Below are 13,981 nucleotides of genomic sequence, written 5' to 3' on the forward strand. Positions count from 1 at the left end.
AAGATATCAATAGGAAAAGTTGTTTGTATGGATAAATTTATTTTGTCCAAATATTCATCATTCGTGATTGTGTAACCAGAAATTAGGTCTACAATCGCAACCAATTTATAGACCTATCAAGGTAGTGAACATGTCGGATCTTCTTGCTATAGCAGCACTTATCATGCTGAGTGCGCTGTTCGCGATGTCAGAAATCGCCATCGCAGCGTCGCGCAAAATCAAACTCAAAGTTTTGAAAGATGAGGGTGTGCCCGGCGCACATGCTGTACTTGCATTACAGGAGAATCCCGGCGCGTTTTTTGCGATGGTTCAAATTGCACTTAACGCTATTGCCATTTTAGGCGGGATCTTAGGCGAACAGGCACTTACGGATAAAATAACCCTTTGGATTACTGAACATTATGATGGTCCTTGGGCAAAGGAAGTGGGCTTTGTCATTTCGTTTTTCATTATTACCTCGACGTTTATTCTTTTTGCCGATTTGCTGCCAAAACGCATTGCGATGATAGTGCCAGAAGCGGTCGCACTGAAAGTTGTGCATCTGATGAATATGGTTACCTTTGCTTTTTCTCCGTTGGTTGCGTGCTTTAACGGTCTAACTAATTTTTTTATTCGTTTACTCGGATTACCTGCAGAAAGACAAGATTCGGTAACAGCAGAAGAGATTGTGGCTATGGTCGATGCTGGTGCTGAAAGTGGTTCTTTGCAGGCGCAAGAATATCAGTTGATTGGCAACGTATTTGAGTTAGAAGGACGTACTCTGCCAACGATTATGACGACACGAGAAGTGATAGTTTATTTTGATATCAATGACGATTCGGAAACAATTACGACGAAAATTATGGAAAATCCACATAACCACTTCCTCGTTTGTGATGGCGGTTTAGATAAGTTGGTGGGGTATGTTGAGTCCAAGCAAATTCTGAAACAGTTATTGTCTGGCAATAAAGTCCAGCTCAATCAAACCATATTAGAAAAAGAGCTTTTTTATTTACCAGACACGTTAACCCTGACCGAAGCGCTGAACGCCTTTAGAAAAGCAGCAATCCAGTTTGCTGTGGTGATTAACGAATATGCGCTGGTTGTCGGTATTGTTACCGTCAAAGACATCATGACTAGTTTTATGGGCGATTTAGCGCCCCACACATGGGAAGAACAGATCGTCGTACGTGATTCGAATAGCTGGCTGGTGGATGGGAGTACCCCAATAGTTGATTTATGTCGCACATTGGGCTGGGAAGATGCGCCGGATCCAGGTAACTACGAAACGGTTGCTGGTTTTCTAATCTTCCGTCTAAAACGTATTCCAAAGCGGACTGATTTCATTATTTGCAATGGTTTTAAGTTTGAAGCTATTGATATGGAAGGGATGCGAGTAGAACAGTTGCTGGTGACGCGCACCGATCTTGACGATCTTAATGGAAATATTCCTTAACTTTACTATTGAAAAAATATGATCTAGATCATACTCTGAGTATAGAGCAACCAAAAAGCTCTATTTTGTCGAAGTTTGGAGTGTCAATGCAGTTAGTGCGCTGGTTTGTTACAAGTTTTGTTGCGATTGTGCTATTAGGTTTAGCGCAAAGCGAAACTGTGCAAGCAGGCGTTGAGCAACCTCATTCTGAACTTCACTGTTTTTCTCCGAATCTTGATGATCAAAATGTTGATGACAATGGCGACATTATCGCGGTTAGTCACACACCTGTGGGTATGCTGTTTGTCGACACCCAAATTTCAACGGCATCATATCATTTTGCATCACCAACACTTGCTTCATTCCAGGCCAGAGCTCCACCTTACTCTATTTAATTAAAAAATTCTGATTAATTAAAATATGATAGGTGAGTTATGTCTGCATACAATGCATTTGCTATTCAAAGCGTGGCTGAAATGCCAGCAAATTTACACATTGAACCAACAACCGTTTCTCTAGATAACCTTGCGATTGATGCCATGCACACGCTCAATGTCCAAGCGCCGCATATGTTAGATGTCGAAACGAGTATCGATGAAGCACTTCTAATTTTAAAAAGAACCCATAATCGGACTAGCGTGGTCGTTGATAGTTACAACAACATGTTAGGTTTGATTTCAAAAGCTCGTTTGACAAGTAGCTATGTGTTAAAAGCCGTCGCGAAAACAGGATTGTCTCGCAAAGATTTGACGGTTGGCGATTTAATGATCTCAAAAGCAAACCTTAAATGTGTAACGGATACTTCAATAAAAAGCGCCCGTGTTGTCGACGTGCTGAAAATGCTCGAAAGTGAAGGGCACGAACATCTCCTTGTTGTTAACGCACAATCAAAAACTGTCATCGGGTATTTCGATTTAATCGACATGGCAAAAATGGTGGGTCGTCCTCTTTCTCAATTTAAACGCGCGAAGTCGTTTACCGAAATCGTCGATTCGTTATGGCACCATAACGAAATTTAACCTGTTTCATTTCACCTGAGCATTTCTCTCCGATTCAAGTGAATGGATAATCAAAAAGTAATGAAATTTCAGGCGCTTAACAGCGCCTTTTTCGTGCCAGTTTTGAATGTTTTGCTATGATTTATATTTATTGATACGATAAGAAAAACTTGTTGGACTGAGCTTGCGCTTTTCCGTCTAATGCGCGAACTTTAATCCGCGTACACTCGCTTTTAACGACCATAAGATAAGGAACTTTAATGACCAACACCTCCTCTTCTGAGCAAGCGTTAGCTTGTTACAACGTGCGTCACTGGAGCCAAGGCTATTTTGGCATCAATGAGCAGGGAGAGGTTACGGCTATGCCTAATTTAGCACATCCCGAGCATGCCGTGACTTTGGTGAATATCGCCGAGCAAATTAAATCTCAAGGCTACAGCTTGCCTGCACTTGTGCGTTTTCCTCAAATTTTGGAACAACGTGTAAACAACATTTGTAATGCGTTTAATCAAGCAATTCAAACGTATGAGTATCCAGAAGATTACCTATTGGTTTATCCGATTAAAGTAAACCAACAACGTGAAGTAATCGAAGGGATCATTGCAAGCCAATCAGCCGCTGAAAAGAAACAGCTCGGTCTGGAAGCAGGTAGTAAAGCGGAATTACTGACGGTATTGGCACTTGCAGAAAAAACGTCTGCGGTAATCGTTTGTAATGGTTATAAAGATAAAGAATATATTCGCTTAGCGTTGCTAGGTGAAAAGCTTGGCCACAAAGTTTATATCGTACTTGAAAAACGCTCTGAACTTGATCTTGTTATGGCAGAAGCGAAGGATCTAAACGTAACACCGCGTTTAGGTATTCGTGTTCGTTTAGCGTCACAAGGTAAAGGCAAATGGCAAGCAAGCGGCGGTGAAAAGTCGAAGTTTGGTTTATCTGCGTCTCAAGTACTAAATGTAATCGAGAAACTTAAGACAGCGGACATGTTAGATTCACTGCAACTCGTGCACTTCCACTTAGGTTCGCAAATGGCGAATATTCGTGACGTACGTGTTGGTGTAGGTGAAGCTGCACGCTTTTACTGCGAATTGCGTCGCCTTGGTGCAAACCTTAAGTGTTTGGATGTAGGCGGTGGTTTAGCGGTTGATTATGATGGTACTCGTAGTCAATCTCACAACTCGATGAACTACAGCTTAGCTGAGTATGCGAATAACATCGTTTACACGGTAGGGGACACGTGTCAGCAGTACGACCAACCGATGCCACGCATCATTTCCGAGTCGGGTCGTGCACTTACGGCACACCACGCTGTTTTGGTAACGGACGTAATTGGTACTGAAAGCTATATTCCAGAGTCGGTAAATGCGCCGCAAGAAGAAGATCCTATTTTGTTATACAACATGTGGGAATCTTGGCTTGCACTTGCAAAACAAAGTGATGACCGTGCTTTGATTGAAATCTATCATGACACGCAAGGCGATTTATCTGAAGCGCATAACTTGTTTGCGATGGGGTTGTTGAGTCTTGAGCAACGTGCATGGGCTGAGCAAGTTAACCTACGTGTTTGTTATGAACTACAACAACGTATGGATAACAAAAACCGTTTCCATCGTCCTATTATTGATGAATTAAGTGCGAAATTAGCAGATAAGTTTTTTGTGAACTTCTCGCTTTTCCAATCGTTACCGGATGCATGGGGGATTGAGCAAGTATTCCCAGTGTTGCCACTAAGTGGCTTAACAGAAGCACCACAACGTCGCGCGGTATTACTCGATATTACGTGTGACTCGGATGGTACTGTTGAGCACTATGTTGATGGCCAAGGTATTGAAATGACACTGCCTGTGCCTGAATTCAATGCGGACAAACCATATTTGATGGGCTTCTTCCTTGTTGGTGCTTACCAAGAAATCCTAGGTGACATGCACAATTTGTTTGGTGATACTCACAGTGTTGAAGCGCGCATTGAAGACAATGGCGACTTAACATTAGGTGATGTACACGAAGGTGACAGCGTAGCAGATATGATGCGCTATGTTCATCTTGACGTTGAAGAGTTTAAACAGCGCTATGCAGAACTTGTGAAGAGCAAGCTGCCTGAGCACGAGCAAGCTCAATCACTAGCAGAGCTAGAGATGGGTATTGAAGGCTACACTTATTTGGAAGACGTATAATCCATGACGCCACTTTTTGATCATCCAGATCATTCATTGTATTCCAACGGTATGACGTTCTTACGTCAACCTATGGTTCGTGATATTAACAATATCCAAAGCGATGTTGTTGTGCTTGGTTTACCGTTCGACATGGCGACCTCTGGTCGTCCTGGCGCGCGCCTAGGCCCTGATGCAATTCGTCGCGCGTCGACAAACCTTGCATGGGAAGACAAAAAGTTTCCTTGGAAATTTAGTCTATTTGACCGTATTACGGTTAATGATGCAGGTGATTTTACTTACCCATGTGGTGATGCGGCTTATTTCACTGCGAAGCTAGAAGAAGCAGCGGATAAGCTTTTAGCACAAGGCACAACATTATTAAGCCTTGGTGGCGACCATTTTGTTACGTTGCCTTTACTACGTGCTCACCATAAGCACCACGGTAAAATGGCGCTTGTGCATTTTGATGCGCATACGGATACATACAGCAATGGTTCAAGTTACGACCATGGTACGATGTTCTATCATGCACCAAAAGAAGGCATCATCAGTCTTGAGCATTCAATCCAGATCGGTATTCGTACAGAGTACAACGAAGAAGATCATGGTTTTGAAGTGATCAATGGTATGGAAGGGAATGACCTAACGGGTAGCCAAATCGCAGAACGCATTAAGGCTCGAGTTGGTGATTTGCCAGTTTATCTTACCTTTGACATTGATTGTTTAGATCCTGCGTTTGCGCCAGGTACAGGGACACCTGTGTGTGGTGGTTTAACAAGCGACAAGATTCTTAAAGTGCTTCGTGCACTTGAAGGAATTAACATCGTAGGAATGGACGTAGTAGAAGTATCCCCAGCCTACGACCAAAGCGAGTTAACAAGTCTTGCTGCAGCGACGATTGGCCACGAACTACTGCATCTATGGGCAGTAAAACACAAGCCAGAATAAATGAAAAGCCGAGCTAAGCTCGGCTTTTTTACCTATGAAGGGAAAGAGATACCGTATTGTCTGCGATACCAAAGGAAGCAGGGGAGTTCAATTGCCGCATATACAACTAATGTAAACCAAAACCAGTTTACCTCAGTAATAATGAGAGAAAACGTTTTACTTGACCCATAGTAAACACTCCCGACCACCGAAAACACCACGATAGATGCGAGCAAATCTTGCAGTGAAATTTTATTAAAATTCGAACCTGCAAAGCGTGGGTTGACCACACCGTAGCAAAACACCAAAACAATCAGTGTCAGTAAGATAATCGCTATTTCGGGCGACATGGTTTTTCCTATATACGGAATTGTTGCTAAAGACGAAGACTATGTTACGGCATAGATGGTTTAATTCAACTGACTTTCATGAAACGGTAATCACCTAAGACCAGTGACTTTCCAGTACAAAATCTGCATTGGGATTATTCCTAGTGATTGTACAGCACACAATCCCACCGTCTTTATGATTTGAACTGAACGCCAATGTGCCCTCAGCAGTCCAGATTGAATTATGCCCGTGGGCTTGCCAGCCGCCGGTCTTTGAGATGTGATTACACAACAACGTTGGCATTTTGTTACGCTCCGCAATGGCAGAAAGTAATTCAGAGTCAACTGAAAAGCCCTTTTCTGAAATGAGCGCGCTGACAAGATACAGATCAGCTCCCTGTGCTTTCGCTCGTGCCGAATGTTCCGAGGCACAGAAATCCGCGCAAACAGCCACGGCCATTTTGAACCCATTCAGTGTGAATGCGTAGTCATGGTCACCGGATGAGCAATACTGTTCTTCACCATCATGAAGGTATTGCTTAGAATAGAACTCTCGGTGTCCATCGGAGAAGCAGACTATCGCGCCAATCGTCGGTTTGCGACTGTCATCTTGCCAAAGAGGTGCACCTACAAGCACATTAATCTTATTGCTAGTCGCCGTTTCCGATAGCGAATTAAGGTGCGGTGAATCTAATGCAAGTGCTAATGACTCTGCTAAGTCGAGTTCATACCCGGTCAATGAGAGTTCAGGAAACACAAGGAGATCACAGCCTCGTTGCGCAGCGGTTTCAATTAGATTGAGGTGATTCGATAGGTTTTCAGAAATATCCCCTCTAGCAACAGGGAGTTGTGCAAGTCCAATCGTAACGGTTTGTTTCATTCTTTCTCCTTAAATATGAATTTGCCCAAGACTCTACGATTGAACTCCTCAAATGACAAGCGACCTCAGCGCCGAGATGCAGCTATTCGCTCCAAGGTATCCGGATGAGACGATAGGTAAGAATCCAAAACTGAATGTTCCAGAGAACTGTGTTCATCTTTCTTACTTGCAACAATCGCTTCAAGCGCATCACCCAGAGCACTTTTCGGCATATTTAAGCGCGCGAGATTTTCAAGAGCAAAGGCATCGGCTTCCCATTCCATTTGCTGTGAAAACTGTTGCTGTGCAACGGTGATGCCCGTACCCACAAGTACTTCGGCAAGACTTTCTAAATCACCAAACAAGGTTGCGGCGGCGATTGTGGTGAGTGCCGACTGTGATGCCATACGAGCACTATGCAACTGCTCAACATGGCCAATCTCATGAAGTAATACGGCAACGAGTGCAGTTTTATTCTCTTTAAGCCTTCTCACAAGCTTATCCGTCACCACAACATCGCCGTTCGGCAACGCTAATGCATTTGCACCCAGTAATTCAGAATCATAAAAATACAACGCATAAGAGCGATTGATGTCTAAAGTATGATGCTGATTCTGAAGACGGTTTACTGTGGATGTCCATAGGGCGGTTATGTCATCTTTCTCGTCCACGCTCAATGTTGATTCATCAAGTACGGTACGCTTTAACATGGCGTGAGATTGTATGCCCATTTGCTCAATAATGGGGTCAGGCATATGCTTGGCAGTATATAGCGCTACTAAGGGTAAAAGATAAGTAATGATCAGCCACAAAAGCAGAGGCACACCAACCAGCGATGCAATAATCCAACGCTTGTTTTGTTCGAGCCGTTCGAGCGCGTTTTGTGCTGTTTGTGTAGGCCAGCGAAATGCGTGGTCCTCTGGCTCAAATTTATCGCCGCCCGGAAGCACAACGTTTGCAGGAACCCCCGGTAGCGGATCATCAAATGCGACGAGCTCAAGTGGGTAATGTTCTGTCTCAACTTCATCAACGTTAAGAATAAGCGTCTTACCTTGGAGAATTGCAACAGCGCGTCGCGGTTGCCCGCCACGCACTGAATATAGTCGTCCAAATATCGGAGCCATAAAAATTAACCGATCGATAAGTCGACATCTAAGAAATTAGATGCTTCTTCGCCAAAGGCACTTTGCTCTTCAACCATGGTGTTTACAACGTGGTCGATATCGCTTGTAAAGGTGACGCCGGTTGCTTGTGCCAGGAATTCGGCTTTACGCACTTTCGCCCATGGAAATGCTAAACCAAAGGAAAAAACAATAGCCAAGGCGTTTACAACGAGTAGCTTAGCGTACGCAAACTCGTCAACGTTTGAATGTAATTCCGCGACCTGACCAATATTGGCATGATTGAAAATGTGGTTACGAATTCGTCCTTGGTAAAGCGCAGCGATAAAGGAGATAAATACTAAATTTAGCGCAACAAAGCCTATTGGTATTAGTACGGCCGTAGACGCTAAAGCTAAAGACATTAAAAAGCCTAACAACGCCAAAACCAACACCATGCCTAGACCCGCAATGACACAAATTAACACGGTTTTATAGTATTCCTTTGTAGACAGCTCAACCTGAGCAGCTTGATTCCCATAACGAATGTTATTGTGGATATACATGTCGATACGTTTTATTACGTAAGGAAGCATTAAGTGGAGCGTGAATACGCTTAGGAATGGGAAAAGAATGAAGTTAATGAACGCCTCGCCATAAGTCCCTTTAAATGAAAAGCGGACATTGCGATAACTCGTCATTCTGAGATTAAAACGTAAACTTTGATTCACCAACCAAGGTGTTGCAATCATGATAACGAGCGCGATTAGCGCAGACACAAGTGGCAAATAGACACTACACGCCATGTAAATTGCAAAAAGCACAAACGCAATAGCGCGACCTTTCAAGATTTGAATCGGTTTACCGTGATACTCAAAGCGATGATTGGCGAGTGAGGTGTTGCCATAGAAGTAACGACGGTTACGCACGGTTGCCCAGGCGGAATAAACGCCGAGAGTGACTATCGTTAGAAAGATATTCACAATCCAAATATTGAAATAGGTCTTTGAATTGCCCGTGAACTTCGCACCAACAAGCGTTGATTCTGGTTGAGAGTGAGTAGTTGAATCCATTTTATAAAATTTCCTATGTTACAGGTGTATAAATTTACCGAATTGGGGACAAATTTGCAATAATTGCATCGGTAAAAAGTGTTGCTTTTCAGGTTGTGTTTCGCATATTAAGTGGTTGACGTTATACTTGTGCGGTTAAACGGAGAAGTAATTAATGGCATCGAAAAATCAATTGAAACTGATTCGCGCTCTTGGGCAAAAAAAGTATCGTAAACAATACGGACAATATCTCGTACAGGGAGAAAAAAACGTCTTAGAACTGCTTGTTGCGGGAATCAAATTGGATGCGTTGTTTGCGACACCGCAATTTATCGAACAAAATCAAAGCGCACTCAAACACCTCGACGTCATCGAAACGGAAGAAGAGGTGCTTTCTAAAGTGAGCACTTTAGTTAGCAACAACGCTGCAATAGCTATCGTGCCTATTCCAAAAGAAACAAAAATTGACTTATCTGGTTGGGTTTTAGCGCTTGATGGCGTATCAGATCCGGGGAATTTGGGCACCATTATCCGCGTTGCTGATTGGTACGGTTTTAAGCAAATCGTGCTAAATGAAACGTGTGCGGATCAATTTAATCCAAAGACCATCAGCGCAACGATGGGAAGTTTTGTGCGCGTCAATTCGCATCGTACCGACTTACATGGACTACTAAGCCACTATACGGGGCCTGTTTATGGTGCGTTTTTGAACGGAGAAAATGTTCACAGAACGCCGTTCACCGATAAAGGGGTACTAGTGATGGGGAGTGAATCTCACGGGATCAGCCCTGAAATTGAAGCACTTGTTACGCATAAAATCACCATTCCCGCTTTTGGTGGAGCGGAATCATTGAATGTCGCTATGGCGACGGGGATCATTGTAGACAATATCAAACGACACAGTTAAGGTAAGAGCCTCCATTATAACAATAATCGCAACCTAGATTACGATAGCTGATGCGCCTGAGCAGTATAAAACTTGCGGGATTTAAGTCGTTTGTAGAAGCAACGAAAATCCCATTCCCAGATCAAATGACGTGTGTTGTCGGGCCAAATGGCTGTGGCAAATCAAACGTGATTGATGCCGTACGTTGGGTGCTCGGTGAAAGTTCTGCAAAGAACTTACGTGGTGACGCCATGACCGATGTCATTTTCAATGGCTCGACGCATCGTAAGCCCGTTTCTCAAGCATCAGTTGAACTCACTTTTGACAATACAGAAGGTCGTTTACCGGGGTCGTTCGCTGAGCGAAATCAAATTGCCATAAAGCGAGTTGTAACACGAGACGGGCAGTCTCTTTATTATCTCAATGGCAGCAAATGCCGCCGTCGTGATATTACGGATATATTTTTGGGTACGGGACTTGGTCCGCGCAGCTATGCGATTATCGAGCAGGGTATGATTTCAAGGCTTATAGAAAGTAAGCCTCAAGATTTACGTATTTTTATCGAAGAAGCGGCAGGCGTATCGAAGTACAAAGAGCGTCGACGTGAAACTCAAACTCGCATCAAAAGCACGCGTGATAACTTAGAGCGGTTATTGGATGTGCGCCAAGAACTGAACACTCAATTGACTCGTTTGTCTAGCCAAGCAGAAGCTGCAACTCAATATCGTCTTTTGAAAGCGCAAGAGCGATTGCTAAAAGGTGAGTTGGCTGTGTTGAGGTGGCAATCGCTTCACGCAAAGCAGCTTGAGAAAGCGAATCAACTTGCGAAGCTAGAAGCTGAATTAGCGTTTCTTGAGTCCGCTCATGGTGGTCATGAAGACGTATTAGGCGCGTTAGAAGCGCAGGTTAACATCGCAAACGATGCATTGACTCAAGCCAAGAATCAGCAACATAAAACACAGATGGATTTAGCGCGTGCCGAGCAGCAAAAAATCCATTTACAAGAAAAACAGCGAAGTCTTCAATCTCAGCTTGCTCAATTGACACAATCCACCCAAGAAACAACCGAACTGACAAGAGCACAACAAGAACACGTTGAAATTTTGGTTGTACAAGTGGAAGAAGCTCTCGAGACGCGTCTAATTCAAGAAGCGGCATTGGATGAGTTGCAACTTGCTTATGAACAGCAGCAAGTCCTTTTTGTTGAACAAGAGTCAAGCATTCTTGATGCTAAGTCTGCTCTTCAAAAAAGCAAAGAAATGCTGCAACAACTTCACTTCAATAAGCAAAGTAACGGGCAAAAGTACCACCTCCTTGAAGAGCGCCTAACTCAGCTGCAAGCGGAACAACACACACAGTCTCAAGAAGACCCCAGCGAACAATTGGACGCATTAAAACAAAGCCATAAACAACAAACGGAAGTGTTGGCAAAGCATCAACGTCAATCGCAAGTATTAAAAGAACAATTGCAGTGTGAACAGGCGCGAAGAGGGGAGCTAGAAGCGCAGCTACAAAAGGCGAAGCAACAACGTCAGCAAGTGCAAACCCAAGTTTCGACGCTTATTCAAGTACTTGGCGATGAACCGAAAGAAGGGAGTGAATCCTTTTTAGCGCAGTTAGTCGTAAAGCCGGGATATGAATCCATTGTTGAGCATGCTTTACTTGGTTTGGACCATCTTGGCGTAGCGACAAGTGCCGAATTCAATCACGTTTGGCCATTGAAAGAGACTGCCAAAGCAGGTTCTGTGGCGACCTTGATTAAGGCGGGTGTTTTTCCGTCTCTTTTGAACGATGTGCAATGGTTAGGGGACGGTGGTCGAGAGCACGTGGATACACACTGGGTTTTAGCTATCAATGCGGACGGCGTTTTATATGGTGAGAATTTTACCGCAGCGCCTAAAACGGGTGAAGGGCGGCTTACGCAATATGCGTCATTGCGCCAGTTGCAATCACTTGAACCATCTTTGCAATCTGACTTAGACGTATTAACGGAGTCTGTTTCAACAAGCAATCTGCTAATTGACGAGATATGCAATCTTTTGGAACTTGAAAAATCCGCGGTGCATGAAGTATCTCAGTGGATAGCTGCAAATAATTCTCGGATCTCAATGGTTCAAGAGCAGGTCACGCGATTTCAGAGTCGTCGAGTCGCATTGAATACACAAGTACTTGATTTAGAATCTCAACTTCAAGTACTCGATGAAAGTTTGGTTGAGGCTGAACAACTCATTTTTGATGCTGAAGAAAAAGTTACGTCGCAAACCCGTATGGTGCAAAAAGAAGAAGATCAGTTTCTTGAGGTCAAATCGACTCAACATGCTCTACAGCGACGAATTCAGGATGCCCAATCGCAACTTCACGAGTACAAATTGCAAGAACAACGAGTAAACAGTGACTTAGCATTAGCAAAATCAAAGTTGGCGCATCTGGATGAGGCTCAGCAATCAGCTGCTGAACGCATTGAAAGTGTGTTTGAAGAGCAAGTACTGAACGCCGAGCCGTTACTGAAACTCGATGTTGAAATTGAAGCACTTGTAGCGCTTCACCTGCAATGTGAAGAAGAAATTACAAAGCATAATGAAGCACTTACCTCTGCCAAGCAAACGCTTGACGAAAAACAAGCGAGTCTAAAAGACGTATCCAAACAACAAATGACGCTTCAAACTAAGCGTCAAACCCTGCAACTCGAAGAGCAAGGGTTACTGCTTAAAGCACAGGCCGCGCTAGAACCGTTGGCAGATCTCAATACAACGTTAAAGGCAGTATTAGAGACGCTCCCAAGTGATGCGGATGCAGCTAAACATCACACGCAACTATCGCACGTGGTTAGCCAATTAGAAGAGCTTGGCGCGGTGAACCTCGCAGCGATTGAAGAACATCAAGAAGCGCTTGCGAGGCAACAATATCTAGATGCGCAGCTTGATGATTTAAATGCTGCACTAGACATGCTTGAAAACGCCATTAAGAAAATCGACAGAGAAACAAAAAGTCGCTTTAAACAAACCTTTGAGCAAGTTAACAGCGATCTCAATGAGCTGTTTCCTAAGGTGTTTGGTGGTGGTAACGCTTATCTTGAATTAACATCAGATGATATGCTGGAAAGCGGTGTAACCATCATGGCGAGACCTCCCGGTAAGAAAAACTCGACAATTCACCTCTTAAGTGGTGGAGAAAAAGCGCTGACCGCATTATCATTAGTGTTTTCAATATTTAGGCTTAATCCTGCACCGTTTTGTATGCTGGATGAAGTCGACGCGCCACTGGATGATGCGAACGTCGGACGTTTTTGTCGTTTAGTTGAGGAAATGTCTCAATCGGTGCAATTTATTTATATCAGTCATAATAAGGTCGCAATGGAAATGGCGGGTCGTCTCACAGGGGTGACTATGGCAGAGCCAGGTGTATCGAGGATGGTGGCTGTAGATATTGAACAAGCTGTGCAAATGGCACAAACTTAGACAAAAGCAACAACAAAAGGTGAGTAATGGCTACAGAGTTAAGATGGGCGCTTATCATTATCAGTGCTCTAGTCATTGGCGGGTTACTAATCCATGGATTATGGTCAGTTCGTCGTAAAGAGCGTAGCGAAAGCGCGTCAAAGAGCGATCCAGCTATCGCGTCTGAAACTAATTCGACAACGAGTACAGTGAGAGATGACGAGCCAGAAATTGGCGAGATAAATCTAACTGCTGTAGACGAAGAGCCAGTCGCGGTGCACGAAAGTGACGCTGACGACAAGGTGGAGCCTGAAAAAAATGAAAGCGAGTCTGAGCCTGTTGCAGAGCCAAGTGACTTCATTATTCTCCACATCAGCATGCCAGAAGGCTTAACGATGGCCGGTTCTAAATTGCTGCCGTGCGTACTTAGCCTCGGGTTTAAGTACTCTGAAGAAGGTTTCTTTAATCGCCATGTTGAACCATCAGGAAATGGACCTGTTATGTTCCGTTTGGTGAACAGTTTTAATCCTGGTACGTTTGATATTGATAATATGGAACAATTTAGCACAGCAGGTGTGAGTTTATTTATGACTCTACCGTGCGAAGGCGATAGCTTAGCTGCGTTTAACATGCTTCATAGCGCAGCTAAAAAATTGGCTGAAGAATTTGGTGCGGAAGTACTGGATTCAAATCGTGAGCCGTTATCGGTCGCCATGGTTCGTACTTACGTTGAAAAGGTTCGAGAATACGCCGCGTAATGGTGTCATGATTGGATGCTGCTGCACTTTGGTATGAATTCGCGTTGAGTATCAGCGCCGTTTAG

General features: G+C 43.9%; 12 protein-coding genes. 8 read left to right on the forward strand and 4 right to left on the reverse strand.

Features of this window, described 5'->3' with window-relative positions:
* Positions 1–130 precede the first annotated feature (130 nt).
* From NI389_RS14875 to speB, 5 genes are all read left to right on the forward strand, one after another.
* Complete coding sequence (locus NI389_RS14875; RefSeq protein WP_308360612.1) at positions 131–1,435, forward strand: hemolysin family protein; 1,305 nt, start codon at positions 131–133, stop codon at positions 1,433–1,435.
* Positions 1,436–1,521: 86 nt separating this feature from the next.
* Positions 1,522–1,809: a hypothetical protein gene (locus tag NI389_RS14880; protein WP_308360613.1), complete on the forward strand. Its 288-nt coding sequence runs from the start codon at positions 1,522–1,524 to the stop codon at positions 1,807–1,809.
* Positions 1,810–1,848: 39 nt separating this feature from the next.
* Entirely contained in the window at positions 1,849–2,433 is a 585-nt protein-coding gene (locus NI389_RS14885) for a CBS domain-containing protein (protein ID WP_308360614.1), read from the forward strand.
* Positions 2,434–2,672: 239 nt separating this feature from the next.
* Entirely contained in the window at positions 2,673–4,586 is a 1,914-nt protein-coding gene (gene speA, locus NI389_RS14890) for a biosynthetic arginine decarboxylase (protein WP_208842764.1), read from the forward strand.
* 3 nt (positions 4,587–4,589) lie between these two features.
* Positions 4,590–5,516, forward strand: a complete 927-nt coding sequence (gene speB / locus NI389_RS14895; RefSeq protein ID WP_308360615.1) for an agmatinase — start codon at positions 4,590–4,592, stop codon at positions 5,514–5,516.
* A gap of 32 nt (positions 5,517–5,548) precedes the next feature.
* Here speB and NI389_RS14900 read toward each other — a convergent pair whose 3' ends face one another.
* The 4 genes from NI389_RS14900 to NI389_RS14915 form a co-directional block, all read right to left on the reverse strand.
* Positions 5,549–5,845, reverse strand: a complete 297-nt coding sequence (locus tag NI389_RS14900) for a hypothetical protein (RefSeq protein WP_308360616.1) — start codon at positions 5,843–5,845, stop codon at positions 5,549–5,551.
* Positions 5,846–5,939: 94 nt separating this feature from the next.
* Entirely contained in the window at positions 5,940–6,704 is a 765-nt protein-coding gene (locus tag NI389_RS14905) for a carbon-nitrogen hydrolase family protein (RefSeq protein ID WP_308360617.1), read from the reverse strand.
* 65 nt (positions 6,705–6,769) lie between these two features.
* Positions 6,770–7,807 (reverse strand): M48 family metallopeptidase, encoded by a 1,038-nt coding sequence (locus tag NI389_RS14910; protein ID WP_308360618.1) that lies wholly within the window; start codon positions 7,805–7,807, stop codon positions 6,770–6,772.
* A 5-nt stretch (positions 7,808–7,812) separates the two neighbouring features.
* Entirely contained in the window at positions 7,813–8,856 is a 1,044-nt protein-coding gene (locus tag NI389_RS14915; protein WP_308360619.1) for a YjgN family protein, read from the reverse strand.
* A gap of 154 nt (positions 8,857–9,010) precedes the next feature.
* Here NI389_RS14915 and NI389_RS14920 point away from each other — a divergent pair, with 154 nt between their 5' ends.
* From NI389_RS14920 to NI389_RS14930, 3 genes are read left to right on the forward strand one after another with little or no spacing between them, the layout of a single operon-like run.
* A complete protein-coding gene (locus NI389_RS14920; protein ID WP_308360620.1) occupies positions 9,011–9,742 on the forward strand; it encodes an RNA methyltransferase in 732 nt (243 codons plus the stop codon).
* 50 nt (positions 9,743–9,792) lie between these two features.
* The gene (locus NI389_RS14925; RefSeq protein WP_308360621.1) at positions 9,793–13,179 is read left to right on the forward strand and encodes a chromosome segregation SMC family protein; all 3,387 of its coding nucleotides are present in this window, start codon (positions 9,793–9,795) and stop codon (positions 13,177–13,179) included.
* 26 nt (positions 13,180–13,205) lie between these two features.
* Positions 13,206–13,916 (forward strand): cell division protein ZipA C-terminal FtsZ-binding domain-containing protein, encoded by a 711-nt coding sequence (locus tag NI389_RS14930; protein ID WP_308360622.1) that lies wholly within the window; start codon positions 13,206–13,208, stop codon positions 13,914–13,916.
* Positions 13,917–13,981: the final 65 nt, after the last annotated feature.

It is taken from the genome of Pseudoalteromonas xiamenensis (assembly GCF_030994125.1).
Lineage (GTDB): Bacteria > Pseudomonadota > Gammaproteobacteria > Enterobacterales > Alteromonadaceae > Pseudoalteromonas > Pseudoalteromonas xiamenensis_B.

Coding starts and splice junctions, on each gene's coding strand:
- NI389_RS14925 (WP_308360621.1), top strand. CDS start 9,793: ATGCGCCTGAGCAGTATAAAACTTGCGGGATTTAAGTCGTTTGTAGAA.
- NI389_RS14920 (WP_308360620.1), top strand. CDS start 9,011: ATGGCATCGAAAAATCAATTGAAACTGATTCGCGCTCTTGGGCAAAAA.
- speB (WP_308360615.1), top strand. CDS start 4,590: ATGACGCCACTTTTTGATCATCCAGATCATTCATTGTATTCCAACGGT.
- NI389_RS14905 (WP_308360617.1), bottom strand. CDS start 6,704: ATGAAACAAACCGTTACGATTGGACTTGCACAACTCCCTGTTGCTAGA.
- speA (WP_208842764.1), top strand. CDS start 2,673: ATGACCAACACCTCCTCTTCTGAGCAAGCGTTAGCTTGTTACAACGTG.
- NI389_RS14875 (WP_308360612.1), top strand. CDS start 131: ATGTCGGATCTTCTTGCTATAGCAGCACTTATCATGCTGAGTGCGCTG.
- NI389_RS14910 (WP_308360618.1), bottom strand. CDS start 7,807: ATGGCTCCGATATTTGGACGACTATATTCAGTGCGTGGCGGGCAACCG.
- NI389_RS14885 (WP_308360614.1), top strand. CDS start 1,849: ATGTCTGCATACAATGCATTTGCTATTCAAAGCGTGGCTGAAATGCCA.
- NI389_RS14900 (WP_308360616.1), bottom strand. CDS start 5,845: ATGTCGCCCGAAATAGCGATTATCTTACTGACACTGATTGTTTTGGTG.
- NI389_RS14880 (WP_308360613.1), top strand. CDS start 1,522: ATGCAGTTAGTGCGCTGGTTTGTTACAAGTTTTGTTGCGATTGTGCTA.
- NI389_RS14915 (WP_308360619.1), bottom strand. CDS start 8,856: ATGGATTCAACTACTCACTCTCAACCAGAATCAACGCTTGTTGGTGCG.
- NI389_RS14930 (WP_308360622.1), top strand. CDS start 13,206: ATGGCTACAGAGTTAAGATGGGCGCTTATCATTATCAGTGCTCTAGTC.